This window comes from Nonomuraea sp. B19D2, assembly GCF_040137845.1.
Lineage (GTDB): Bacteria > Actinomycetota > Actinomycetes > Streptosporangiales > Streptosporangiaceae > Nonomuraea.
In genome coordinates, this window is sequence record NZ_JBEFAK010000038.1 from 1 (window position 1) to 23288 (window position 23288).

Annotated in this window: 19 protein-coding genes; 7 read left to right on the plus strand and 12 right to left on the minus strand. The window is 71.5% G+C overall.

Annotation, left to right across the window (positions count from 1 at the left end; genetic code table 11):
- Positions 1-278 precede the first annotated feature (278 nt).
- Positions 279-1382, plus strand: a complete 1104-nt coding sequence (locus ABN273_RS44050; RefSeq protein WP_502911227.1) for an AI-2E family transporter — start codon at positions 279-281, stop codon at positions 1380-1382.
- Here the strand turns inward: ABN273_RS44050 and ABN273_RS44055 are convergent.
- Together ABN273_RS44055 and ABN273_RS44060 are read right to left on the minus strand one after the other, a co-directional pair.
- On the minus strand, positions 1368-2054 hold the full coding sequence (locus ABN273_RS44055) for a DUF6597 domain-containing transcriptional factor (RefSeq protein ID WP_349455535.1): 687 nt from the start codon (positions 2052-2054) through the stop codon (positions 1368-1370). The genes ABN273_RS44050 and ABN273_RS44055 overlap by 15 nt on opposite strands.
- 19 nt (positions 2055-2073) lie before the next feature.
- Positions 2074-2937 carry a hypothetical protein gene (locus ABN273_RS44060; protein ID WP_349455536.1) on the minus strand — a complete coding sequence of 288 codons (864 nt, stop codon included), beginning with the start codon at positions 2935-2937 and terminating at the stop codon, positions 2074-2076.
- 74 nt (positions 2938-3011) lie between these two features.
- Here ABN273_RS44060 and ABN273_RS44065 point away from each other — a divergent pair, with 74 nt between their 5' ends.
- A complete protein-coding gene (locus tag ABN273_RS44065; protein ID WP_349455537.1) occupies positions 3012-3203 on the plus strand; it encodes a hypothetical protein in 192 nt (63 codons plus the stop codon).
- 1 nt (position 3204) lies between these two features.
- On the opposite strand, the gene ABN273_RS44070 is transcribed toward ABN273_RS44065, so the two are convergent.
- The 8 genes from ABN273_RS44070 to ABN273_RS44105 form a co-directional block, all read right to left on the minus strand.
- Complete coding sequence (locus ABN273_RS44070) at positions 3205-4401, minus strand: ABC transporter permease (RefSeq protein WP_349455538.1); 1197 nt, start codon at positions 4399-4401, stop codon at positions 3205-3207.
- A complete protein-coding gene (locus ABN273_RS44075) occupies positions 4398-5060 on the minus strand; it encodes an ABC transporter ATP-binding protein (RefSeq protein WP_349455625.1) in 663 nt (220 codons plus the stop codon). Before ABN273_RS44075 ends, ABN273_RS44070 begins: the two co-directional genes overlap by 4 nt.
- The gene (locus tag ABN273_RS44080) at positions 5060-6151 is read right to left on the minus strand and encodes a peptidoglycan-binding protein (protein ID WP_349455539.1); all 1092 of its coding nucleotides are present in this window, start codon (positions 6149-6151) and stop codon (positions 5060-5062) included. The genes ABN273_RS44075 and ABN273_RS44080 overlap by 1 nt, the downstream gene beginning before the upstream one ends.
- Positions 6148-6669: a hypothetical protein gene (locus ABN273_RS44085; RefSeq protein WP_349455540.1), complete on the minus strand. Its 522-nt coding sequence runs from the start codon at positions 6667-6669 to the stop codon at positions 6148-6150. The genes ABN273_RS44080 and ABN273_RS44085 overlap by 4 nt, the downstream gene beginning before the upstream one ends.
- Positions 6670-6692: 23 nt before the next feature.
- Positions 6693-8120 (minus strand): sensor histidine kinase, encoded by a 1428-nt coding sequence (locus ABN273_RS44090; protein ID WP_349455541.1) that lies wholly within the window; start codon positions 8118-8120, stop codon positions 6693-6695.
- Entirely contained in the window at positions 8117-8794 is a 678-nt protein-coding gene (locus tag ABN273_RS44095) for a response regulator transcription factor (protein WP_349455542.1), read from the minus strand. Before ABN273_RS44095 ends, ABN273_RS44090 begins: the two co-directional genes overlap by 4 nt.
- Positions 8795-8860: 66 nt before the next feature.
- Positions 8861-10636 carry a vWA domain-containing protein gene (locus ABN273_RS44100; protein WP_349455543.1) on the minus strand — a complete coding sequence of 592 codons (1776 nt, stop codon included), beginning with the start codon at positions 10634-10636 and terminating at the stop codon, positions 8861-8863.
- On the minus strand, positions 10633-11694 hold the full coding sequence (locus tag ABN273_RS44105) for an AAA family ATPase (protein WP_349455544.1): 1062 nt from the start codon (positions 11692-11694) through the stop codon (positions 10633-10635). Before ABN273_RS44105 ends, ABN273_RS44100 begins: the two co-directional genes overlap by 4 nt.
- Before the next feature lie 245 nt (positions 11695-11939).
- On the opposite strand from ABN273_RS44105, the gene erm reads away from it, so the two are divergent.
- Positions 11940-12761, plus strand: a complete 822-nt coding sequence (erm, locus tag ABN273_RS44110) for an ErmE/ErmH/ErmO/ErmR family 23S rRNA (adenine(2058)-N(6))-methyltransferase (RefSeq protein WP_349455545.1) — start codon at positions 11940-11942, stop codon at positions 12759-12761.
- Here erm and ABN273_RS44115 read toward each other — a convergent pair.
- A complete protein-coding gene (locus ABN273_RS44115) occupies positions 12750-14144 on the minus strand; it encodes a putative hexosyltransferase (RefSeq protein WP_349455546.1) in 1395 nt (464 codons plus the stop codon). The two genes, erm and ABN273_RS44115, sit on opposite strands and share 12 nt — an antisense overlap.
- A gap of 118 nt (positions 14145-14262) precedes the next feature.
- On the opposite strand from ABN273_RS44115, the gene ABN273_RS44120 reads away from it, so the two are divergent.
- From ABN273_RS44120 to ABN273_RS44135, 4 genes are all read left to right on the plus strand, one after another.
- A complete protein-coding gene (locus tag ABN273_RS44120) occupies positions 14263-15846 on the plus strand; it encodes a molybdopterin-dependent oxidoreductase (protein WP_349455547.1) in 1584 nt (527 codons plus the stop codon).
- 670 nt (positions 15847-16516) lie between these two features.
- Positions 16517-17428, plus strand: coding sequence for an ATP-binding cassette domain-containing protein (locus ABN273_RS44125; protein ID WP_349455548.1), 912 nt, complete (start codon positions 16517-16519; stop codon positions 17426-17428).
- Complete coding sequence (locus ABN273_RS44130) at positions 17425-18186, plus strand: ABC transporter permease (RefSeq protein WP_349455549.1); 762 nt, start codon at positions 17425-17427, stop codon at positions 18184-18186. The genes ABN273_RS44125 and ABN273_RS44130 overlap by 4 nt, the downstream gene beginning before the upstream one ends.
- Positions 18183-19769, plus strand: coding sequence for a CocE/NonD family hydrolase (locus ABN273_RS44135; protein WP_349455550.1), 1587 nt, complete (start codon positions 18183-18185; stop codon positions 19767-19769). Before ABN273_RS44130 ends, ABN273_RS44135 begins: the two co-directional genes overlap by 4 nt.
- Here ABN273_RS44135 and ABN273_RS44140 read toward each other — a convergent pair.
- The gene (locus ABN273_RS44140; RefSeq protein WP_349455551.1) at positions 19742-22807 is read right to left on the minus strand and encodes an AfsR/SARP family transcriptional regulator; all 3066 of its coding nucleotides are present in this window, start codon (positions 22805-22807) and stop codon (positions 19742-19744) included. The genes ABN273_RS44135 and ABN273_RS44140 overlap by 28 nt on opposite strands.
- Positions 22808-23288: the final 481 nt, after the last annotated feature.

The following is a 23288-nucleotide window of genomic DNA, read 5'->3' on the forward strand; positions in this document are numbered from 1 at the left end:
AAACGGACGCGTACTTCCTCACTCAAAAACCGTTCAGGCTTTTCGCTCGGAGGCGTTCATTTCGTTGTGTCTTAATTCTTTCAGCCGTTCAAGTCCCTGTCAAATTGACCCGACTTGCTCGATCTGTAGGAATTAATCCGCGCCCCGCTTCCGGGACAACCCCTCTAACTTACCAGCCCACATGAGTAGACGCGAACGTCACCGCCGTGGAAGTGTCAGGAGGTCGCCCCCGAGTGAGACCGACGATCACCGCCGTCCTCGTGGGACTGGTGAACTCTATGTACGCCTCCGGGAACCGTCAAATCGATGGTTCGGCCGCGCACCAGGGGTACGTACCGGAGGTGCGAGATCAAGCCGCGCCCCGGGCGCTCATCATCCTGGTGGGCATCGCCGCCGCGATGGTCGTCCTCTACGGGGTCCGCGAGGTGGCGCCGATCACCGGCCCAGTCGTGCTGGCCCTCGTGCTCGTCATCGCCGTCTCCCCAGTGCGCGCGCGGCTCGCCGCGCGGCATGCGCCCATCTGGCTCCAGGTCGCCGTGCCGTTCCTCATCGTCGTGCTCGTGCTCCTCGGCATGGTCGGCATCGTGACCATCTCGGCCACCCAGCTCGCCTCGCTGCTGCCCACGTACGCCACCCAGTTCGACCGCCTCCTCACCGACGCGCAGCACTGGGCGACCACGCACGGCCTCAGCAACGAAATGATCAATAGAGGGCTGCAGGCGTTCGACCCGGCGAAGATCGTCGAATTGGCGCAGAGCCTGCTCGGCAGTTTGATCGGCATTCTGTCGGCGATGTTTCTCATCGTCGTGTTGTTGCTGGCGATGTGTCTCGACGCGCCGGTGACCGCGAAAATCCTCACCACCGGCGAGGGCAGCAGGCCGCGACTGGTGACGGCCCTGGGCACGTTCGCGCACAAGACGCGGCGTTATCTGATCGTCTCGACCATATTCGGGCTGATCTACGCCATCCTCGACGTGATCGCCCTGTCTCTTCTTGACGTGCCGCTCCCGCTGCTCTGGGGCGTGCTCGCGCTGATCACCAACTACATCCCCAACATCGGTTTCCTCATCGGCCTGGTGCCGCCCGCCATGCTCGCCCTGCTGGACGGCGGCGTGCAGAAAATGTTGCTCGTCATCGCCGCGTACACGGTCACCAATGTCGTCACCCAGTCGTTCATTCTCCCCAAATTCCTGGGGGACGCCGTGGGGCTCTCCACGACCATGACGTTCATCTCGCTGATCGTGTGGACTTTCGTGTTGGGGCCGCTGGGCGCCATTCTCGCCATTCCGCTCAGTTTGCTGGCGCGGGCGCTGTTCATCGACAGCGATCCGAGTGCCGGGTGGGCGCAGGCGCTGGTCTCGGGGAAGCTACCCGGAAAGTGAGACGAGGTGGCGCATGGACACCCCGCTCAGCCGCTTGACGTCGTGGGACAGGTGCGCCTGGTCCGCGTAGCCCGCCGTGACCGCGACCTCCGCCAGCGGGACGCCGGCGCGGGCCAGGGCCAGCGCCCCCTGGAAGCGGACGATGCGCTGGAGGGTCTTGGGCGCGTAGCCGAACGAGGTCAGGCTGCGGCGATGCAACTGGCGCTCGCTGAGGCCCAGGTCCCAGGCCACCTCCCCGACCGTGCGGCCGTTCCTGAGCGCGCCGGCGATCGCGGAGCTCGCGGGATCGACCGACGCCCCCTGGGCCAGCCGCGCTCTGACCGCGGCACGCATCGCGTCGAGCCGCCGCGCGGGGCCGACGTCCGGGATGTGCAGGGGCGGGAGGTCGGACAGCGGGACGCGCTGGTCGCGGAGCTCCTGGAGCGGGGCGCCGAAGAAGTCGCCCGCCGCGCCCGGCTTGAACCGGATGCCGACGAACGTGTCGCCCGAAGCCATGGGTGCCGGCATGGGCCCCGTGTCCGGACCGGCCACGAACAGCCCCTCCGGCCCCCAGATCAGGTCGACGCAGGCGTCGGGCACCACGAGTTGTGTGGTGTCCGACTCGCTGACCTGCTGCCACACGCAGGCGACGCGATCGGCGAGGTCAGCGCCGGGGGGCCGTTCCACGTACATGCCCCCAACGTACGCGACCTCACCGACAGAACTCCGGCAGCCGCCCGTACGCGCGCAGCGTCTTGAGCCGATGGACGGCGAGGTATCCGCCCCATTCGTGCTCCACCACAGGGGTCCAGATCAGCCAGTTGACACCCCACTTGTCGTCATCGAACCGTGTGTCCATGTATGCGGTGAGATGGTCGTCCAGGACGTCCTGGGTGAACAGCGGCAGCCGCAGCGGCTCCGGCGCGAAGTCCAGCGGGAAATGAACGTGCCCGGTCTCGTGCACGTCGAAGGCGACCGTGGCCAGGATGGCCTCCCGCAATCGGGCGAACTCGGCCTCCGCGCGGTCCCGGTGAGGCACCAGGTCAAGGAACGTCACGATCGCGCGCGCCTCGTACGGGTCCATCTCTTCCAGCGCGGCGATGCGTGACCAGCAGAAGTCGGTGGCGGCGGCCAGCCAGGGATGCGTGCTGCCGTGCTTGTGCAGCAGCCCCGCGATCGACGCGGTGGGGACGAGGCTCCCGGGCGGCGAGTCGGGGGTCTCCCACCAGGGCGCGTGCAGCGTGTCGCGGACGGACGGCAGGACGAACGGCACGCCGCCGTCGGGTGCGCTGACGCGGGCCAGGTAGTCGCAGGCGGCGGCCACCATCGGCGAGTCGAACGCGTCGAGCTCGTCCAGGATCCAGAACGCCACCTCGACCGGCTCCGGCTGGCTGCCCGCGCCGCGCAGGTCGGGCTCGAGGGCGTTGCCGAAGCCGCCGTCGGCGTTCTGGTAGCAGCGCAGCACGTCGAGCACCCGCTCAGGCGGTCCGCCCCGGAAGAGCGCCTCGAATCGCAACCTGTCGATGAGGCGCCCGTGGAGCTGCAGGTATCTCTCCGCGCGGTCGATCACGTCCATGAAGGCGAAGCTATCCCTTCCCCCGGGCCGTTCTCTTGTCAAAATCGGACGTGTGGAACGGCGGCGGCGATGGGATGAGGACGAGGCGCATCTCCTCCCCCACCTGCGGCGCGCGCCGGGCTGGGAGGTGCTGGGCGGGCGGCAACGTGTACGACTGCGTGACCGGCGTGATGCCCGGCGACCCTCCGGGGATCTTCAAGTCGCACGGGCACCTCGTCCGGGTCATCGTCGTCACGGAGCAGGTCACGGAGCAGGTCACGGAGTAGGTCAGGGAGTGGCCAGCGCCTCCGTCGGCGACATGCGCGCGGCGCGTACGGCCGGGTAGAAGCCCGCGACGCCGCCGATGACCAGCGTGGCGAGGACGCCGCCGAGCATGGCCCAGAGCGGCACGGTCGCGGGCCAGCCCTGGAAGCCCGCGTAAGCCGCCGTGACGCCGATGCCGAGGAGCACGCCGCCGACGCCGCCGATGGCCGACAGCAGCAGCGACTCGGCCAGGAACTGCAGGCGGACCTGGCCGCGCGTGGCCCCCAGCGAGCGGCGCAGGCCGATCTCCGCGCGCCGCTCAAGCACCGAGATGACCATCGTGTTGGCCACGCCCACGCCGCCCACCAGCAGCGCGACGCCGCCGAGGCCGAGCAGGAGCGCGTTCAGCGTGGCGTCGGTGGCCTGTTTGGCGGCCAGCACATCGGACGGTCTGGAGACCTCGACCTCGTTGGGCTTCTCCGGGTTCGCGGTCGCGGCGAGCACGTCGCGCACAGCGACGACGGACACCTCCTGCGCCCTGGTGTAGATCGTGGTCGGGTACCCGTCGAAGCCGAGCCGCTCCTCGGCGACCGGCCAGCCGACCAGGGCGGCCGTGTCCAGCTCGGGGGCGAGCGGCGCGGGCGCGAGCACGCCCACGACGGTGAACCACCGCCCGCCGAGCCACACCCGCTGGTCGGGGCCGGCGTGGACGACGCCGAGCCGGTCGGCCGCCTTGGCGCCGAGCACGGTGGCCGGGTAGCGGTGGGTGGCCTCGTTCAGCCAGGTGCCGCCGGCGACGGTGGCGCCGACGTCCCCGAGCAGGTCGAGCCGGGCGGCGGTGACGGAGACGCTGCTGGTCTGGGCCGCGGGGATGTGGTCGTTGCGGTACACCTTGGCCGGTGTCGTGCCGGTGGCGGTGACCGCGGTCACGGGCCCGATCTGGCCGATCATGCCTTCGGCCGCCGCGGGCAAGTGCGACGCCTCGCCGAACAGGGTCTGGCCGGGCGAGACGGTGAGCAGGTTCGTGCCGAGCGCTTCGAGCTGCCGGTTGAGGTTCTCCTGGCTGGAGGCGGAGATGCCGACGACGCCGAGCATGGCCGCGATGCCGATGGCGATGCCGAGCGCCGACAGGAACACCCGCAGCGGCCTGGCGCGCAGCCCCGCGCCGCCGACTCTGACCACGTCACGCGGCCGCATCCGGGAGGTCACCAGGGCGGTCATGTCCGGACCCCCTCCGCCACCCGGCCGTCGAGCATCTCGATCTGCCTGGGCAGCGAGGCGGCGATGTCGCGGTCGTGGGTGATGACGACCACGGTGGTGCCGCCCGCGTTCAGCTCGCGCAGCAGCCGCATCACGCCGGCTCCAGAGCGGGAGTCGAGGTTGCCGGTCGGCTCGTCGGCCAGCAGCAGCCGCGGGTCGCCGACGACGGCGCGGGCGATGGCCACGCGCTGCCGCTCGCCGCCGGACAGCTCGTGCGGGCGGTGGCCGAGCCGGTGCCCGAGCCCGACGCGTTCGAGGGCGTCGTACGCGCGCAGGCGCCGCTCCCGCAGGGACGGACCCGCGTACAGGAGGCCGTCGGCCACGTTGTCCAGCGCGGAGACCCCGGCGGCCAGGTGGAACTGCTGGAAGACGAAGCCGATGACGTTCGCGCGCAGCGCGGACAGCTGCTTGTCGGTGAGCGAGCCCACGTCGTGCCCAGCGATGCGGACCGTCCCGCCGGAGGGGCGGTCGAGGGTGCCGATCATGTTGAGCATGGTCGACTTGCCCGAGCCTGAGGGGCCGACGATGCCGACGAGCTCGCCGTAGTGGATGTCCATGGAGACCCCGCGGAGCGCGGCGACGTCGCCGTAGTGCTTGCTGACGTCGTGCAGTTCGACGATCACTTGGGCACCGCCACGGTCATGCCTTCCTGCACGCCGGTGACCGCCACCTGGCCGTCTGCGAACATACCGGTCCCGACCGCGACGTAGCGGGTGGACGAGCCCTCGACGACCTGCACGCCGTAGCCGCCCTCGGCCAGTGCGAGCAGCGCGCCGACGGGCACGGCCAGGACGTTCCTGCGCTGGTCCGACACGATGGTGACGTCCACGGGGGCGGCGTCGTACGACTTCTTCAGCCCGCTCACCGACACCTTGACCTCGACCGTGGTGGCGGCGCCATCACCGGTGCCGGTCTCGGTGGCGACCGTGCCCACGCTGCTGATCCTGCCGTTCACCTTGCTGCCGTCGGGCAGCTCGACGGTGGCCTTCATGCCCTTCCTGACCAGGTGCTCGTCGGCCACGTCGAGGTTGACCAGCACCTCGCGGGTGGTGCCCGTAGCGGTCAGCACGGGGCCGCTCGCCGTGTCGCCGAGCGCCTTCTTCAGCTCGCCGACGCGGATGGGGCCGCCGGCGATCACGACGTCGCCGGGCCGCACCTCGCCGGTGGTGTCGAGGCCCAGGTCGTCCTGCCAGTCCTCGACCGCCTCCCTGGTGGCCCAGGTGAACGTGCCGTCCACGTCGAAGCCGGTGTGGCCGAGTGCTTTCAGGTTGCGTTCGAGCAGTTCGACGTCCTTGCCCTCGGCGCCGTCCGCCAGGGTGCGGTAGAGGGGCATGGTGCCGTACAGGAGGGGGCGGCGGTCGGCGTCCACGCTGTAGACGCCGTGGCCCCGGGTGATGGTGGCGCCCTCATTGGGCAGCCACGTGATCGTGCCCTGCGACTTGCCGGTGACGGTCAGAGGACGGCCGTAGCCGAGCGTGCCGTCCACGGTCTCGGTCTCGGTGAGGGTCGTACGGGTCACCTTGGCGGTGGCGGGCGGCGTGCGGGCGGCGGTGGCCGTACCGGTGCCGTCGCCGCCGAAGCCCAGGGCGGCGGCCGCGACGGCGGCGGCGAGCAGCGCTGCTCCACCCGTCCACGCCAGCGTCCGCAGGGGGCGGCGCCGGCGTGGCGGTAAGGCACGCGCGGCCACCGAGGGCTCCTTGACCTGCGTCACTTCCGCTCTCCCGTCTTGCGGAGCTTGCCGCAGACGTCGAACGCCTTCTTGAACGCGGGGTCGTTCCGGTCCAGATTCAAGGGCGTGTCGCTGGTGAAGGTGCCGTCAGGGTTGGGGTCGGGCCAGTCCACGCCGTTCTCGCGCATGCACTTGGCCAGCTCGCGGAGCTGCTCCACCTGCTCCGGGTCGAGATTCCTGCGGTCCTTGAACGGGGCGTAGGACTGGCAGGCCTCGATGGCGTCCATGACCTTCTTCTTGTCGGCGTTCTTGCCGATCGACTGGAGGCCGCCGCCTCCGTCCGGGTCGGGGTCCTCCATGGGGATCCCGTGGTCGCGCATGCACTGCGCGAACTTCCTGGCCTGCTCCTGCGGGTCCGTGGTGCCGGTTGGGCTTGCGCTCGCGGCGGGTTTCGCGGACGAGCCCACGGCTACGGAGGCGACTCCGGTGCCGTTCTGCTGGCTGCCGCAGCCGACGGCGAGCGCGGCCAGCAGGGCGGTCGCGATGAGTGTCCTGGTCATGCTCCGAATGTGCCGAGCGCGCTTCAAAGTGGGCTGGGAGCCGCCTCGGAGTCAGGTAGGAGCACGCGGAAGGTCGCGCCTTCGCCGGGTGCGGTGTCCAGCTCCACCGTGCCGCCGTGTGCGCGGACGATGGCGGAGACGATGGCCAGGCCGAGCCCGGCGCCGCCGTCGGACCTGGATCTGCCCTGCCCGACGCGGTAGAGGCGGTCGAACAGGCGTGGCACGTGCTCGGGCGGCACGCCGGGCCCCGTGTCCGAGATCTCCAGGACGGCCGTGCCGTCCGACCTGCCGACCTTGACGGTGACGGAGGCGTCGGGAGGCGTGTGACAGAGGGCGTTGGCGACGAGGTTGGCGGCCACCTGGCGCAGGCGCGCGTCGTCGCCCATGACCGAGACGGGCGCGATCGGCCCGTCGAGCCCGGCGAGCTTGACCTGCCGGTCCGGTACGCGTACCCGCGCGTCGCGGATCGTGTCGGCGGCCACCGCCAGCAGGTCCACGGGGCGCGGGTCGAGCGGGCGCTCCTCGTCCAGCTGGGCGAGCGTGAGCAGGTCGTTGACCAGCACACTCATCCTGGCCGCCTCGTCCTCGATCCTGCGCATCGCCTCGTCGGCGTCGCCGCCACCCCTGCGGTGCAGCTCGGCGAAGCCGCGCACGGAGGTGAGCGGGGTGCGCAGCTCGTGGGAGGCGTCGGCGAGGAAGCGGCGCATGCGGGCCTCGGAGCCGGTTCTGGCGGCGATCTCGGAATGGAGGCGGTCGAGCATGACGTTCATGGCACCGGCCAGGCGGCCCGGCTCGGTGTGCGGGTCATGCGCGGGCACCCGCCGGGCGAAGTCGCCGCCCGCTATGTGGCCGACCGCGGCCTCCATCCTGGTCAGCGGGCGCAGGCCGAGGCGTACCAGGGCATCGGCGGCCAGGCCGAGCAGGAGCAGCACGAACGCGCTCACCGCGACGAAGATGACGACGGCCGAGGTCTGGGTCTGCTCGACCTCGGCGAGCGACTGGGCGAACACCAGGGTCTTGCCGTTGGACAGCTGCGCGGCACGGACGCGCCACGAAGGGCCCGAAGTGCCCGGCACGGTGTAGGCGCCGTCGAACCTGCTCTCGCCGATGACGGGACCGGGCTCGCCGGGGGCGCCGCCGAAATTGAACTGCAGCGCGCCGTCGGAGCCGTAGACCATGACCTGCTGGACGGCGGCCATCCGTTTCGTGAGGAGCTCGGACAACAAGCCGTTCATCGGGAGCTGCGTCGGCTTCGGGGCCGACGTGAAGACCGGGGCGTCCTTGACCTTCGCGACCCTGGCGAGCTGCTCGAGCTGCTGGTCCACCCGGTCCATCAGGTTGTCGCGGAGCAGCGCGACACCCGCCACGTTGGAGAGCACCAGCCCGAGCGTCGCGACTCCGAGCACGGCCATGACCAGGCGGGTGCGCAGGGTCCAGGTGGCGGGCCTCACCGCGGGGTCCTGAGCGTGTAGCCGACGCCGCGCACGGTGTGGATGAGCTGCGGCTCCCACTTGTCGATCTTCTTGCGCAGGTAGTAGACGTATGACTCGACGATGCTGGAGTCGCCGTCGAAGTCGTAGCGCCACACGCTGTCGAGGATCTGGGCCTTGCTCACCACCCGGCCCGCGTTGGTGAGGAGATATTCGAGCAGGTTGAACTCGGTGGGCGACAGGTCGACCGGCACCCCGGCCCTGCGTACCTGGTGGGCCTGGGGGTCCAGCTCCAGGTCGGCGTAGCGGAGGATCTCGTCCCGGGGCGTCGAGCGGCTGCGGCGCAGGATGGCGCGGATGCGCAGCACCACCTCCTCCAGGCTGAACGGCTTGGCCACGTAGTCGTCGGCGCCCAGCGTGAGCCCCTGTACGCGGTCCTCCACCCGGTCGCGGGCGGTCAGGAACAGGACGGGGATGCGCTCGCCGAGCCGCCTGGCGACCTCGAACCCGTCGAAGTCCGCCAGCATCACGTCGAGCACCACGATGTCGGGCTTGAACTCCCTGGCGGCCGTCACCGCCTCCGCGCCCGTCTCCACGGTCCGCACCTCGAACGACACCAGTCGCAAGGTCTGCGAGAGCAGGGCGCGGATGTTCGGCTCGTCGTCCACGACGAGCACCCTGGCCGGTCGGTCCATGGGTAAAGGTCTACCCGAGCCACTTCAAAGCGAGCTCAAAGTGCCCCAACCCCGCGGAAGAAGCGCTCACTTCACGAAGAACACCGGCCCGCGCGGCCGGAACGGCAGCGCGGCGCCCTGTGGCGCCAGGAACGCGTGCTCCCTGCGGACGTGCAGCACGTCGCACCAGCCGTCGGTGATCACCAGGATGGGGCCGTCCGGCGGGAAGTCGTCGGCCTGCTCGAGCAGCCTGACACCCGGCTGGAGCACCGTACCGCCCCGGCCGCGCACCCTGACCTTGCCCGCGATCTCCTCGACCGGCAGGTATCCGGCGTCGTAGGCGGCGGCGTCGCAGAAGACCACGCGGGCGCGGGGCACGTCGCGGGCCGCGGCGTAGGACGCGATCGCGCCGAGCGCCTTGCCGAGCAGCGTCACGTCCATGGAGCCGGAGGTGTCCAGCACGACCCCGAACGTGGCCTTGCGGACGACCTCCTCGGGACGCACCCATCCTGGCCGCGGGATGCCGGGGCTCGACGCCTGCCTGCGCGATGCGCGGGCGTAGGAGCGCCGCTTCTCCTCGGGCTGGAAGTGCTCGTCGAACCAGCGGGCGAGCTGGGCGTCCCAGGGCAGCGGCGGCTGGTCGAGCGCGCGGATCTCCTGCTCGAGCCCGGCGGGCAGCAGGCCCCGGCCGCTGCTCTGGTGATAGGCCAGGCCGGTGCAGAGCGCGTTGCGGTAGTAGTCGTCGAGGTCGACGTACCCGCCGGCGCGGCGCGGCGGCCGGTCGAGCACGTCGCCGAGCCCGCGCCCGCGCAGGGTGGCGAGCTTGCGCAGGCGGCGCAGGTCGGTGGCGATGCGGTCGTAGACGGCCTCCGCCGACAGGCCGCTGAGCGACTGGTCGAACAGCAGCCCCTCCGGCATCTCGCCGACGCCCATCTCGACCAGCCACCCGTTGATCACGTAGTCACAGGCGACGTTCCACAGGTACGGCTCGCGCATGCCGCACCGCTCACCGTGGCGCAACGCGGCGTGCAGCATCTCGTGGGCCAGCACGAAACGCCATTCGGGCTCGGAGTGCCGGGCGAGCGGGTTGATGTAGATCTCCCCCGCCTCGGCGCTGACCGCGGCGATCGAGATGGCCCAGCCCCTGGCCAGCTCGGCGTCCGAGACGATCGTCATGCCCGCGGCCAGCGCGCCGAGCAGCGGGTACGACGACGTGAACCAGCGCAGCGCCTGGTCCCACGGGCCCTTGACATGCCCTTCGACCGGCTTGCGGGGCTCGCCGGCCCGGTCGAGCGCGCTGGTGGCCGCCTCGGCGATGCCGATCGCGAACGTGCGCTGGAAGTCCGTGTCCGCTGCCAGCTTGGCCGAGCCGATCCGGAAGTCGGGCTCGCCCAGCGGCTTGAGCTGGACCGGGACGCCGTGCCTGCGCCAGCGCTCGGACAGTGCCACCTCGTCCTGGTCGGGCAGCTCGTCGGGGAGCGGCCAGGGGCAGCGCCCGATCTTGAGAGTGCGCAGGAACCGCTCCACGGCCAGGCAGCAGGCCGCGTGGTAGGCGGGCTCCGGGCGCTCGCCGTCGATGTCCTTCGGCGCGCAGGCCCTCGGGTCGGCGTGGCCGAAGCCGAGGTGGAGCAGCAGGTGGGCGAAGACCCACGTCCACTCCTCCGTGGGGGCGCGGCGCTTGGGGTGGAAGCGCACGTCGCCGTCGTCGGTGACGATCGCCCAGGTGTCGCCGCCCAGCTCGTCCTGCTCGGCCTCCAGCAGGTAGCTGTGGAAGACCCGGAAGAGCGGCAGGCGGACGACGGCGTTCCAGCCGTTGTGGGCCTCCGCCCGCCACGGATCGACCTTGGCCTTGGCGCGGCTCACGACCGGGCCGCCATCAGCCGCGGCACGTCCCTGCCGACCTCCACCAGGAACCAGGTGGGCAGGGCGGGCGCGCCGTCGGCGTTGTTGGCGATGACCAGCTGGGCGCATTCGAGGGAGATCTCGGCCAGCTCCACCAGCAGCGTCTTGGCCCGGAAGCCCAGGTCGCGGCCGCGGGAGGAGGCGCCGCGCTTGTCGGCGGGCAGCTCCTTGATCAGGCGGGCGCGGAACGCCTCGGCCAGGAAGTAGAGCAGGTCGCGCTCCTCGGGCCTGCGCGGCCAGGGGGCCTCGCCCTTCAGCACGGCCTCCAGGTCGTACGCGTGCCGGACGGTCTTGACGTACGCACGGAAGGCCGAGGCGTGCGTGGCGGTCAGCGTGCCGAACGCCAGCATGGCGATCGTCTCGTCGGGCACGTCGTCACCGTAGGAGAGCAGCACGTCGGAGAGCATGTGCCAGGCCCGCGGGGAGGAGAACGGCTCCTCGGTCTTCGGCGGCGGGCTCCACAGGTGGTCGGGCCGCTGCACCAGGTAGTCGACGATCCACGGGTGGATGCCGTTGGCGGCGGCCCACTTCAGCCAGTCGTCCGCCGAGGCCCGCAGGTGCACGTGGACCAGCCGGTTGATCAGCGCGGACGCCATCGGACGGGCGAGCGCGTTGTCGGTGGCGCGGTTGCCCGCGCCGATCACCACCGAGCCGGCGGGCAGCTCGTACGTGCCGATCCTACGGTCGAGGATCAGCGAGTAGAACGCCTTCTGCACCTCGGGGGAGGAGGCGTTGAGCTCGTCGAGGAACAGGCAGTACGGCTCCGCGCGGGCGATCGACTCGGGCGGCGCGAACCGGCTGCGCCCGTCGACCAGCTCGGGCACGCCGATCAGGTCTTCGGGGGCGAGCTGGGTGCCGAGCAGCGTCACGCACTCCAGGCCGAGCGAGTCGGCGAACTCGCGCACCAGCGAGCTCTTGCCGATGCCGGGGGCGCCCCACAGGAACACGGGCCGGACCACGGCGACGTGCAGCAGCAGCTCCGGGAGCTGCGCCGGGGTGACCGTGACCGTTGCCTGCACGCCTTCCAGGGTGACGAACCTGGCGCCGCCCGCGCATCACATTTAATTGCGTTGCCCGGGTGACCGGCCGCTGCCTACTGTGGCCGGCATGACATGCATGTTCGCCTGCCCCGTCTTCATTCGCATCCGCCGCGGCCGGGCTCTGGCCCGCTAGCGGACGCGAACGTATGGAGCGGTAGCGTCCGCACGCGTGCCCAGGGCCCTTCGAGACCTGTCAATCTCGAGGACCCGGAAGGGCAAGTGCTGTGGCGCAGAATTTCGCGCACGGAAACTATTCACATACTCAACGCAAAGCCAGGAACACCGGCGGCCGCACGCCCAGAGACCGGGCGCGGCGCACTCTCTCGCAGAATTTCCTGGCCGACCGGCATGCCGTCGACCTGATGGTGAAGGCCGCCGCCCCCGAAGGGCTCGTACTGGAGCCGGGCGCGGGCGAGGGTGTGCTCACCTTCGCGCTGGCCGAGGCGGGCGCGCGGGTCGTCGCCCACGAGATCGACCCGAGACTCGCCGTACGGCTGGCCGCCCGCACGCGGAGCGATCCCAGGATCGACGTGGTCAGGGGCGACTTCACGGCCGCGCGGGCGCCGCGCGAGCCGTTCGCGGTCGTGGGCAACATCCCGTACTCGATCACATCGAAGATCGTGGACTGGTGCCTGCGGGCGCCTTCGCTGACCTCGGCGACGCTGCTCGTCCAGCGGGAGTACGCCCGTAAACGGACGGGCGACTACGGCCGCTGGAGCCTGGTCACGGTCGAGTCGTGGCCGTGGTTCACCTGGCGGCTCGGCGACACGATCGGCAGGGAGGGCTTCCGCCCCGTCCCGTCCGTCGACTCGGCGATCCTGCGCATCGAGCGCAGGCCGCAGCCGCTCGTCCATGCGCGCCGCTCCTACCAGGAGCTGGTCGAGCTGGGCTTCGGCGGTGTGGGCGGCTCGGTGCGCGCCTCGCTGAAGACGCGCTACCAGGGGGTGGACGCCGCGCTGGCGGCCGCGGGCGTCGCCCGTGACGCCGTCGTGGGCCACGTCCACCCCGACCGGTGGATCACCTTGTGGGAGCGCCTATGCCGGTGACTTGACCCTGGCCGTCGTCGAGGGCCCGACGGCGGGAGCCAGTCCTGGGGCCGCGGCCGCGACGCGGCGGCCCCAGGGCATGGCCAGCAGCAGGACGGGCAGCAGCACGATGGACGCCCGCGACCAGTCCTGGTGCAGGTACCACCAGGAGGTGACGTCGAACTGCGTCATGTAGAGATAGCCGTATCCGGACCAGATCGACACGCCCACGATGGCCGGCCAGGCGAACCTGGTCGGCCTGGCGACCAGGAACGGCATGAACCACAGCAGGTACTGAGCGCCCAGCCGCGGCGTGACCACCATGAAGATCAGCAGGATGGCGATGGTCATGTCGATCGGGTCGGCCCGCCGCCAGATGAGAATCGCCGCGATGACGCACACGTAGATGAGGTTCGTGCCGAAGGAGGCCAGCTCCGGTATCAGCGCCCAGTCGCCGCCGGTGAACCACGGCGTCCAGCCCCATTCGCCGATGATCGGCCGGATGTCCCGGATCGTGTTGATGACCGCGGGGATCTGGTCGAGGGAGGTGCCCGCGAAGATCGGCAGCGTGACCAGGAAGAACACCGGCAGGAGCCCGGTGGTGAACAGGGCGGCGACCCTGGAGCGCAGGTTGGGCAGGAGCAGCAGCATGCCGGGGATCAGCCAGATCGGCCAGCTCTTCGCGCACAACGCGAGGCCCATCAGGACACCGGCCAGCGCGCCCCGCTTGAGGTCGGCCCGGTCGCCGGGCGCCGGCAGCAGGGCGCGGTGCAGCATGCCGCCCCGGCCGATCACGCGCGGGATCGAGGAGCGCACGCCGTACGCGGCCACACCCGCACGCACCTTGGCGACGACGTCCGTCGCGATGCCGGGACGCTCCAGCGGGCCGGAGCCGCGGGCGACCACGAACGCGGCCACGCCGAACACGAGCGCGACCGGCTCCACCTGGCCGTGGATGCAGGCGATCATCACGGCGAGCGGGTTGAGCGCGTACTGCAGGGCCCGCAGCGACGCCTTGGGACCGCCGGCCAGCTTGGCCACCAGCGGGATGAGCACGATGTCGGCGACCACGGTGACCAGGCGCCCGGCGTACTCCCACGGGATGCCGAGCCAGAGCAGGATGCCGTACACGTACGGGATGGTCGGCAGGAAGTGCCAGCCGCCCTCGCTGGCCAGCACCGGGTCCTGGCCGCGCAGCACGGCCTCGCCCGCGGGCTTGAAGCTCTCCATGAAGTCGACCGGCTGCCACGAGTCGATCGCCGACGTGTACATGATCAGCAGGCGCACGGCCACGCCCACGAGGACGGCGACAATGAGCGGCGGACGCCAATCGCGCCATTGGGCGATGAGAGCGAGCACGACACCGGCGACGAGGACTATCCCCGTGAGAACTGCGTAATCCATGGCGGCCTCTAGCCTGCCGCAACACCGGCAGTGGTCGCCACCAGGGCTTCCAATTCTTATCCCCGACATGCCGATACGTATGGCGATTGAGCATCACTGTCTGTGTTGAACTTTTTCCATGGGGGGATCGCAGGTCAACCAGGCACTGGTCAGGCTCTATTTCGAGGTGAGGGATGGGACGCGCGACCCGGTCGCCACCTGGGCGAAACTCACAGCGAATTCACAGCAATATCGGGCGGCGCGAGGTGATCGGCGGGTGCCGCTCGACGACGGCACGGCGGCCGAGCTGGTGGCCGCGGCGATGGTGCACACCGCCGGTCAGCACGGGGCCGACCGGGTGGCGGCGCTGGCCACCTCGCCGCTGGCGCGGCTGGTCGGCGGGCTCGGCGGCGCGGTGCTCACCGAGCATCCGTGCGCGCCCGATCAGGTGCTGGGGCCGCGGTTCGCGGGCCCGGGCGCCGACGACTGGGCGCGGGCGGCGTACGTGCTGCAGTGGGGGGAGAACAACCGGCTGGTGCGCACGCCGGACACGCCCTGGGTGATCGCCGGGCGGTACAAGGGGCAGAAGGTGGTCGCGGTCGGAACGCATCCCACGCGGCTGTCGGACGAGACGCTGGTCGTGCGCTCCGGCACGGACGGGGCGCTCGCGATGGCCATGGGGCACGTGCTGCTCAAGGAGTTCTACCTGGACAGGACGCCGTTCGCCAGGCACGCCATGGAACGCACCGACCTGCCGTTCCTGGTGCGGCTGCGGGCGCGCGAGGACGCGTACGTGCCGGGCGGGCTGCTGGGGCGCGCGTGTGACCGGCTGAGCGTGTACGGCGGCGAGGCGGTGGAGGTGCTGCTTCCGCGTTTCGACGACGGACCGGGCGTGCTGCGCCGCGGCGTGCCGGTGCTGCGCGAGGGCGACGAGCTGGTGACGACCGTGTTCGACCTGCTGCTGGCCGTCTACGGCGTGTCGCGTCCTGGGCTGCCGGGCGTGTGGCCGTCCGGGTACGCGGACCGGGCCGAGCCGTACACGCCCGCCTGGCAGGAGGCGTGCACGGGGGTGGCCGCGTCGCGGACGTTGAAGATCGCGCGTGAGCTGGGCGTGACGGCCGAGAAGACCGGCGGGCGGTGCCTGATCGTGCCGGGGCGGCTCGACACGCCGCACGCCGACACCGCCTACCGGGCGATGCTGGCGCTGCTGGTGCTCACCGGATGCGGCAGCGGGTGGGCGCAGGCGGGCGGGGCGGGGATCCCGCTGGTGCCGTACCTGTGCCTGCACGCGTGCGGCGAGGACCTCGCGGACGTGGGCGCGCTGAGCTGGGCGCTGGCCGAGGGCCTGTTCGCGCGCAGGACGTCCCGCTCGGTGCTGCTGGAGGCGGTGCGCGACGGCTGGCCGATGGCGCCGCCGCCGCGCGTGCTGGCCCTGCCGCGGCCGATCTACCCGCTGCCGCCCGACGTGGACCTGCTCATCGGGCCCGACGAGCACTGCGACATGTCGTCGCCCGACGCCGAACTGGTGGCGGACGCGGTCGAGAAGCTGTCCGGGCTCCGGCCGTCCGCCGAGACCAGGGGGGATCCCCATGATCGGCACTGCGGGGGTCGGATGCGGCTGCTGGTGGACCATGCCTGGATGCACGAGTACGGCGAGGCGCTGCCCACCTACCGGCCGCCCGGCCTCGGCATCCCGCTCAAGCCCACCCAGCTCGTCACGTGAGCCCGTTCAGGTACGCCCGGTGGCTCCGGGAGAACTCGAACCCGTTGTACTTGTCCCAGTTGATCGGTGCCTCCGTGCGGCCCGCCCCGGGGACGGGCCGCTCACCGGGTCAGAAGCCGGCGGTGATCCTGGTGAACTCCCAGTCGGTCTGAGAGATGCCGCTGCAGTGGGAGACCACGCCGCCACTGGGGGCCCAGTAGGCGAGCGTCTTCGGTTCCCTGTGTTTACCTAGGCAAAACGGACATCGGCGTAGCCTCGTCGCCTACCGACCGAGGCCGGGATGCGATCTAGTGGAAGCCGATGCCGCGTCCGTCCAGCGAGCCGGGCGGACCGTGGGTGAGAACCGCGTTGTCGGGGCCTGACTCCGCAGTCCTGGATGGAGTGCGGCTCTTGGGCCACCGCCCCGCCGGACGCTATCCAGCCGGCGCGAACACCAACAGGGGCGGGGACCGGGCGCCAGTCGGACACCCGGCGGTGACTGAACATTACCGTCCGATTACCTTACGTCGCAACCCGCCTCGGGCGCTCGGGATCGGGTCGTATCCGGCGCCTGACCCCGAGACTGAAGACCCGGCCTCACCCAGGAAAGGCCCAAATTTACGGACATGCACCATCTCCCTGACAGGTCGTTGCCAGGTGGATACCAGCGGGCCGGGACACCGTCGGGGACATGACGTACACGATCGAAGCCGAAGGGCTCGTCAAGAGATACGGCGACAATGCGGCGCTCGACGGCGTCGACCTGAGGACCAGGACGGGCACCGTGCTCGGTGTCCTCGGCCCGAACGGAGCGGGCAAGACGACCGCGGTCCGCATCCTCGCCACCCTGACCGCCCCCGACGCGGGCCGCGCCCTGGTCGGCGGGTACGACGTGACCCGCCAGGCCGGAAAGGTACGCGAGCTGATCGGCCTGACCGGCCAGTACGCCTCCGTCGACGAGAAGCTGACCGGCACCCAGAACCTGCTGCTGATGGGCCGCCTGCTCGGCCTGTCCAGGTCGGCGGCCAGAGCCAGGGCGGCGGAGCTGCTGGCCCGTTTCGGCCTGGAGGAGGCGGCCGGCCGCGCGGCGGGCGGCTACTCGGGCGGCATGCGCCGCCGCCTCGATCTGGCGGTCAGCCTGGTGAGCCGCCCGCGCATCCTGTTCCTCGACGAGCCGACCACGGGGCTCGACCCCCATGCCCGCGGCGGGCTGTGGGACGTGGTCAGGGAGCTGACCGCCGACGGCGTGACCGTGCTGCTGACCACCCAGTACCTGGAGGAGGCCGACCAGCTCGCCGACGACCTGCTGGTCATCGACCGGGGCCGGGTCGCCGCCGCCGGGACGCCCGGCGAGCTGAAGGCGCTGGCGGGCGGGCACCGGCTCGACGTCAAGCCGCTGCGCGCCGCCGACCTGGAGAAGGCCGAGACGATCCTCGGCACGAAGGCCGTGGACGGCGTGGTGAGCATCCCCGTGCACGACCTGGCCGAGCCGCCCGCCGTACTGAGGACGCTCGACGACGCGGGCATCGTGCTCGCCGAGCACGCCCTGCGGCTGCCCTCACTGGACGACGTCTTCCTCACCCTGACCGGAGACCACCGATGACCACCGCGATTTCCCAAGGGCTGACGCTGGCCTGGCGCAGCCTGATCCCGCTCAAGAACAGTCCAGGCCAGCTCCTGGGCATGCTGTTCCAGCCCGTGTTCATGATCGTCATCTTCGTGTACCTGTTCGGCGGCGCGGCCGGCGGCGACCGAGCGGGCGCGGTGGCGTACATGCTGCCCGGCGTGCTCGTCCAGGTGGCGCTGATGTCGACGATCACGACCGGCATGAACCTGGCCACCGACATCGGCAACGGCGTGTTCGACAGGTTCAGGACCATGCCGATCGCCAGGTCGGCGCCGCTGGCGGGACGCATCATGGCGGACCTGCTCGCGCTGCTGATCACGATCGCGATGTCCATGCTCGTGGGGTACGCCGTCGGCTTCCGCGTCACGACGGACCCGCTCAGCGCGCTGGCGGGGCTCGGCCTGGTGCTGCTGCTGGCCATGGCGTTGAGCTGGGGCTCGGCCTGGATCGGACTGGTGGCCAAGTCCGTCACGTCGATGCAGGTCATCTCGACGGCCGTCCTGTTGCCCCTCACGTTCGGCAGCAGCGCCTTCGTGCCCGCCACCGACATGCCCGGCTGGCTGACCTGGTGGATGAGCGTCAACCCCGTCTCCCACCTGGCCGGCGCCCTGCGCGGGCTGCTGACCGGCGGCCTGCACATGTCGGACGTGTGGATCACGTTCGGCTGGACCGCCGCACTGCTCGCCCTCTTCCTTCCCCTTGCCCTTCACGCTTACAACAGGAGAGTCCGATGATCGAGACCACCGAGACCATGACCACCCGCGACGGCGTCGAGCTCGTGTCGACGCTGTGGCGGCCGGGCGGAAGCGGGCGCTTCCCCGTGCTGCTGTCGCGTACCGCGTACGGCCGGGCCATCGAGGGTCCCGGGTTCCACCTCGACGTGCCCCGCCTCGTGGCAGCCGGATACGCGGTCGTCGTCCAGGACGTGCGCGGCACGGGCGCCTCGCAGGGCGAGTTCCGGTTCATCAGGGGCGAGGCGGCCGACGGTTATGACGCGGTCCGGTGGGCGGCCACCGCGCCATGGTCCGACGGAAATGTCGGCATGTACGGGGATTCGTACCTGGCCATCACCCAGCTCCTCGCGGCCCAGGAGCGGCCGGCGGGCCTCAGGGCCATCGCGCCGCACGTCTCCCCCGCCGGGCTGTATGAATGCGTCTACCAGCCGGGCGGCGTCCCCAACCTCAACATCATCCTCACTGTCAGCGCGATGGTGCTGGCCGTGGACGAACTGGACCGCCGGATCGCGCTCGGCACGGCCACGGAAGAGGACAAGGGCAGGTACCTGGCGGCCATCGGCCTGCCCGACAGGTTGGGCGAGCGCATGAGGGAGCTGTCGGAGCGCCTGCCGCTCAGCGACCAGCCACTGCTGGCGGACCTCGTACCGTTCTACTCGAGGTGGATGGACACCCCCGACCCGCTCGACCCGCTCTGGCGGGACGGGATCGTCGACCACTCCCTGATCGAGGTGCCCGCGCTGGTCAGCACCGGCTGGTACGACTACTTCCGCGACGCCTCCATCGAGCACTACGAGCGGCTGCGCGGCGAGTCCCGGCTGATCGTGGGCCCGTGGACGCACTTCACCCATGAGCGGAGCATCTGCGGGCGCGACTACGGCGACCAGGCCGGCCATGAGGCCGTCGACTGGACCGGGGTGCACCTCGACTGGTTCGACCACTGGCTGCGCGGGAGGCCGATGCGCGAACAGGCCCGCGTGCAGATCTTCGTGATGGGCGACGACGCCTGGCGGGACGAGGCGGACTGGCCCATCGCGCGGGCCTGGCATGTGGCGTACCACCTGGGCTTCAACGGGCTGTTGAGCACGACGCCCGTGGCGGGCGGCTCCGCCGAGTTCGTCGGCGACCCCGGCGACCCGGTGCCGACGGTCGGCGGCGCGATCATGTCGTTCGACGCGTTCGGCCCGCTCGACCAGCGGCCCCTCGACCAGCGCGGCGACGTGCTGCGCCACCAGAGCGAGCCGCTCGGCGCGCGGGTGGAGGTGAGCGGCGAGGTGGAGCTGGTCGCGCGTGTCTCGTCCACCGCCCCGAGCGCGGACGTCACGGCCAAGCTGATCGACGTCCACCCCGACGGGCGGGCCGAGCTGCTGACCGACGGCATCGCGAGGGTGAGCGACCTGGCGCCCGGCGAGGTGCGCGAGGTCACGGTACGGCTCGGCGCGATCTCGAACGCGTTCCTGCCGGGCCACCGGATCAGGCTCGACGTGGCGGGTTCGAACTTCCCCAGGTTCGGCCGGAACCCCGAGAAGGGCGCCACCACGCTGCACGGCCCGTCCTACGTCGTGCTGCCCACCATCCCGTAGACCTCTTCCCTGGACATGGCCGCGCCCTTGGCGAAGCACTCCTCGAAGTGCTCGTCACCGAGCGCGGCCCTGGCCGTTCGCACGCCCTCCAAGGTCTCCGGCGAGGTGTCGCGCGGCTCGACCGCCGACGACGCCCCGAACAGCACGGCTGCCCGCTCCTGGCCGCCCGTGGCCTGCGCGGCCAGCGCGAACCCGGCCAGCACCAGCGACAGCACCGGCCGGTCCGGGCTGGTGCCCCCCAATGCTTCCAGTGCCCGGCGGTGCTGCTCCAAGGCCGCCTCCACGTCGCCGTTGCGCGCCAGCGCCCGGCCGTAAGCCGTCATGACCGAGGCGATGAGCTGGGGCACCGGCGGGGCCTGCGCGAGCAGGTCGAACAGCCCGCGATAGAGCTCCAGTCCCCGGTCCAGATCGCCGCGCTGGCAGGCGTGCGCGGCCTCGGCCAGCCCGAGCAGCAGCCGCGTGTGCGGCGCCGTCTCCCGGTCCACGCTGGCCCTGGCCCTGGCCAGGTCCGCGCCGGCGCCATCGAGATCGCCACCGCGCCCGCGCAGCTCCGCCACCCTGACCAGGGTGGAGATCGCCTCGTCGGCTCCCACCCACTCCCTGGTCAGCGACCACGTCTCGGCTATCAGGTCGTCGGTCGGCGCTCCCCTGGCCGCCCGCAGCTCGGCGAGGCCGAGCAGCGCCTCGCTCAGCCCCCACCGGTCGCCGAGTTTCCTGAACCCGGCCACCGCCCGTTCCAGGCTCTCCTCACTACGCGCGGAGCCGCCGATCATGAGAGCGGCGCTGGACAACCAGAGGTCGTCGCTCTGGACGTACGACTCGAGCAGCTCGGCGGCGTGCTCGTCGCGGCCCGCGGCGGCGGCCATGACGGCCTTGCCGATCTTGAGCATCGGGTGCAGCGGCCCCTCCCGCTCGGCCGTGTCGACCAGCCGGTCCATCCGGTGCGAGAGCGCGAGCATGGCGGGCCGGTCGTTGATGATCGTGCTGAACAGGTTCACGCCGTACGCGAACATGCAGGCCGTGTACGCCGCGGCCAGCCCGGCAGGCGGCTCCTCGCCCGCCAGCTCGAGCACCTGCGTGGCCCAGGCCGCGCTCTCCTGCCGGTAGCCGCACATCCACCAGTACCAGTTCAGCGCCCCGCACAGCCGCAGCGCCGACTCGACGTCCCGCTCGTCGATCAGCCAGCGCAGCGCGGCGGCGAAGTCGTCGCGCTCGGGCGACAGGCGCTCGATCCAGGCCGTCTGCACGCCCGTCCGCAGCTGCGGCACCGCCCGTTCGGCCAGGTCCAGCAGGTACGCCGCGTGCCGCCCCCGGTACTCGCCGGCCTCTCCCGCCTCCGCCAGCCGTTCGAGCGCGTAGGCGCGGATGGTCTCCAGCATCGAGTAGCGGCCCTCGGGCGAGACCTGGACCAGTGACTTGTCGGCCAGCGCGCCCAGCACGTCCGCCGCTCCACCGCAGACCGCCTCGACCGCCTCCAGCGTCGCCCCGCCCGCGAACACGCCGAGCCGCCTGGCCAGCACCCGCTCCTCCTCGCCCAGCAGGTCCCAGCTCCACTCCACCACCGCTCTGAGCGTCTGCTGGCGCGGCAGCGCGGTCCTGCTGCCGCCGGTGAGCAGCCTGAACCGGTCGCCGATGCGGTCGGCGAGCTGCTGCGGCGTCATGGTGCGCAGGCGGGCCGCGGCCAGCTCGATGGCCAGCGGCATGCCGTCCAGCCTGCGGCAGAGCGCCACCACGGCGGCCACGTTGTCATCGTCGATCGCGAACCCGGGCCGGGCCGCGCCGGCCCGGTCCAGCAGCAGCCGGACCGACGGGTACGCCTCCGCCTGCTCGGGGCCCGCGCCGACGGGCGGCGGCGCGAGCGGCGGGATGGGCGCCAGGTGCTCGCCCGGCAGGTTGAGCGGCTCCCTGCTCGTGGCCAGCACCCTCAGGTCCGGGCATTCGGTGAGCAGCCGCTCGGCCACCTCGGCTGCCGCGTCGATGAGGTGCTCGCAGTTGTCCAGGACGAGCAGCGCGGGCCGGCCCGCGACGGCCTCGGCCACCTGCGCCACGGGGTCGCTCCCGTCCGCGGGCATGCGGTACGGCGGCCGGTCGTCGCGCAGCTCCAGTGCGTCGAGCACAGTGCCCAGGATCTCTTTCAGGTCGCTGACCGGGGCCAGCTCGACCATCCAGGCCGCTTCGGCGGATCGCAGCGCCACCTCGGTGGCCAGCCTGGTCTTGCCCGCGCCGCCGGGGCCGACCAGCGTGACGATCCTGGCCTGGCCGAGCAGGGCGGCGAGCTGATCCAGCTCGGCCTCGCGCCCGATGAAGCTGGTCCTCGGCGCCCGTACGTTGCCTCTCGGCCGGACGTGGACCCGTGGGGCCGGCGGGCGTACCTCTCCCGAGACCACCGCCAGGTGGGCGGCGCGCAGCTCCGGCCCGGGATCGACGCCGAGCTCGTCGGCGAGCGTGCGGCGGGTGCGCTCGAACAGCTCCAGCGCCTCGGCCTGCCGTCCCTCGGCGGCGAGCGCCCGCATGGCCAGGGCGGCCAGCCGCTCGCGCAGCGGGTGCGCGGCGACCTCGGCGGTCAGGTCGACCGGCGTACCGGCCGCCAGCCGCGTCTCGGCCTGGGCCTCGACTGCGGCGAGGCGGTCCTGCTCCAGGCCGGCTGCCGCGTTCGCCAGGAGCGGCACCGAGGTGAGGTCCGCCAGCGCGGGGCCCCGCCAGAGCTCCAGTCCTCCCCCGTTCCTGGCCGTTCGCCTGAACCGCAGGGCGTCCACGTCGCCGGGGTCCACGGTGAGCGCGTAGCCGCCCGGCCTGCTCTCCACCACCTCGTACGGGCGCAGCGCCACCCGCAGCCGCTTGACCAGCGTCTGGAGGGCGTTGGCCGCGTTGGCGGGCGGCTCGTCCGGCCACAGGGCGTCGATCAGCCGCTCGGCCGTGACGGTCCGGCCGGCCTCCAGCGCCAGGATGGCGAGCAGCGCCCGCAACCTGAACCCGCCGACCGCGACCGGTCCCCCGTCGCCCTCGACCTCCAACGGCCCAAGGATGGATATCCGCACATGTCACATCCTGCCGTGCCGCTCCCCGCCCCCGGCACGGGCCTTGCGCGGGCCGGAAAGCGGTCAGCCAGGGGCGGCGGCTGCCCCTGGCTGGGCCGCGGAACGTCAGATCCGACGTGGAGCTGGTAAGGAGGCGGCGACGATCGCGGCGATGGCGGCCAGCCGCACGGATCGATGCATGGGGGGTGAGCTCCTCACGCGTTCATTAGGAAACCTTACTAACTGAGGAGCGTAGATCGGGCGTCTACCTGAGGACAAGACCCAATTTGACGCGGACAGTCAAAGGACGCGGTCCACACGGCCACCCCTAGCCGCGCGGACCGCGCCCATCTCGAACGGCGGACCCACAGGACAGCAGCGCCGCCAGCCACAGCGCGACAGCGAGCCCGCCCTGTATTCCATGCTAAACAAATAGGGATTGCAGGTAAAGCTCAAATTTGCGGCGGGGTGATGACAGGGCCTCCCGTTCGTGATGGATTCG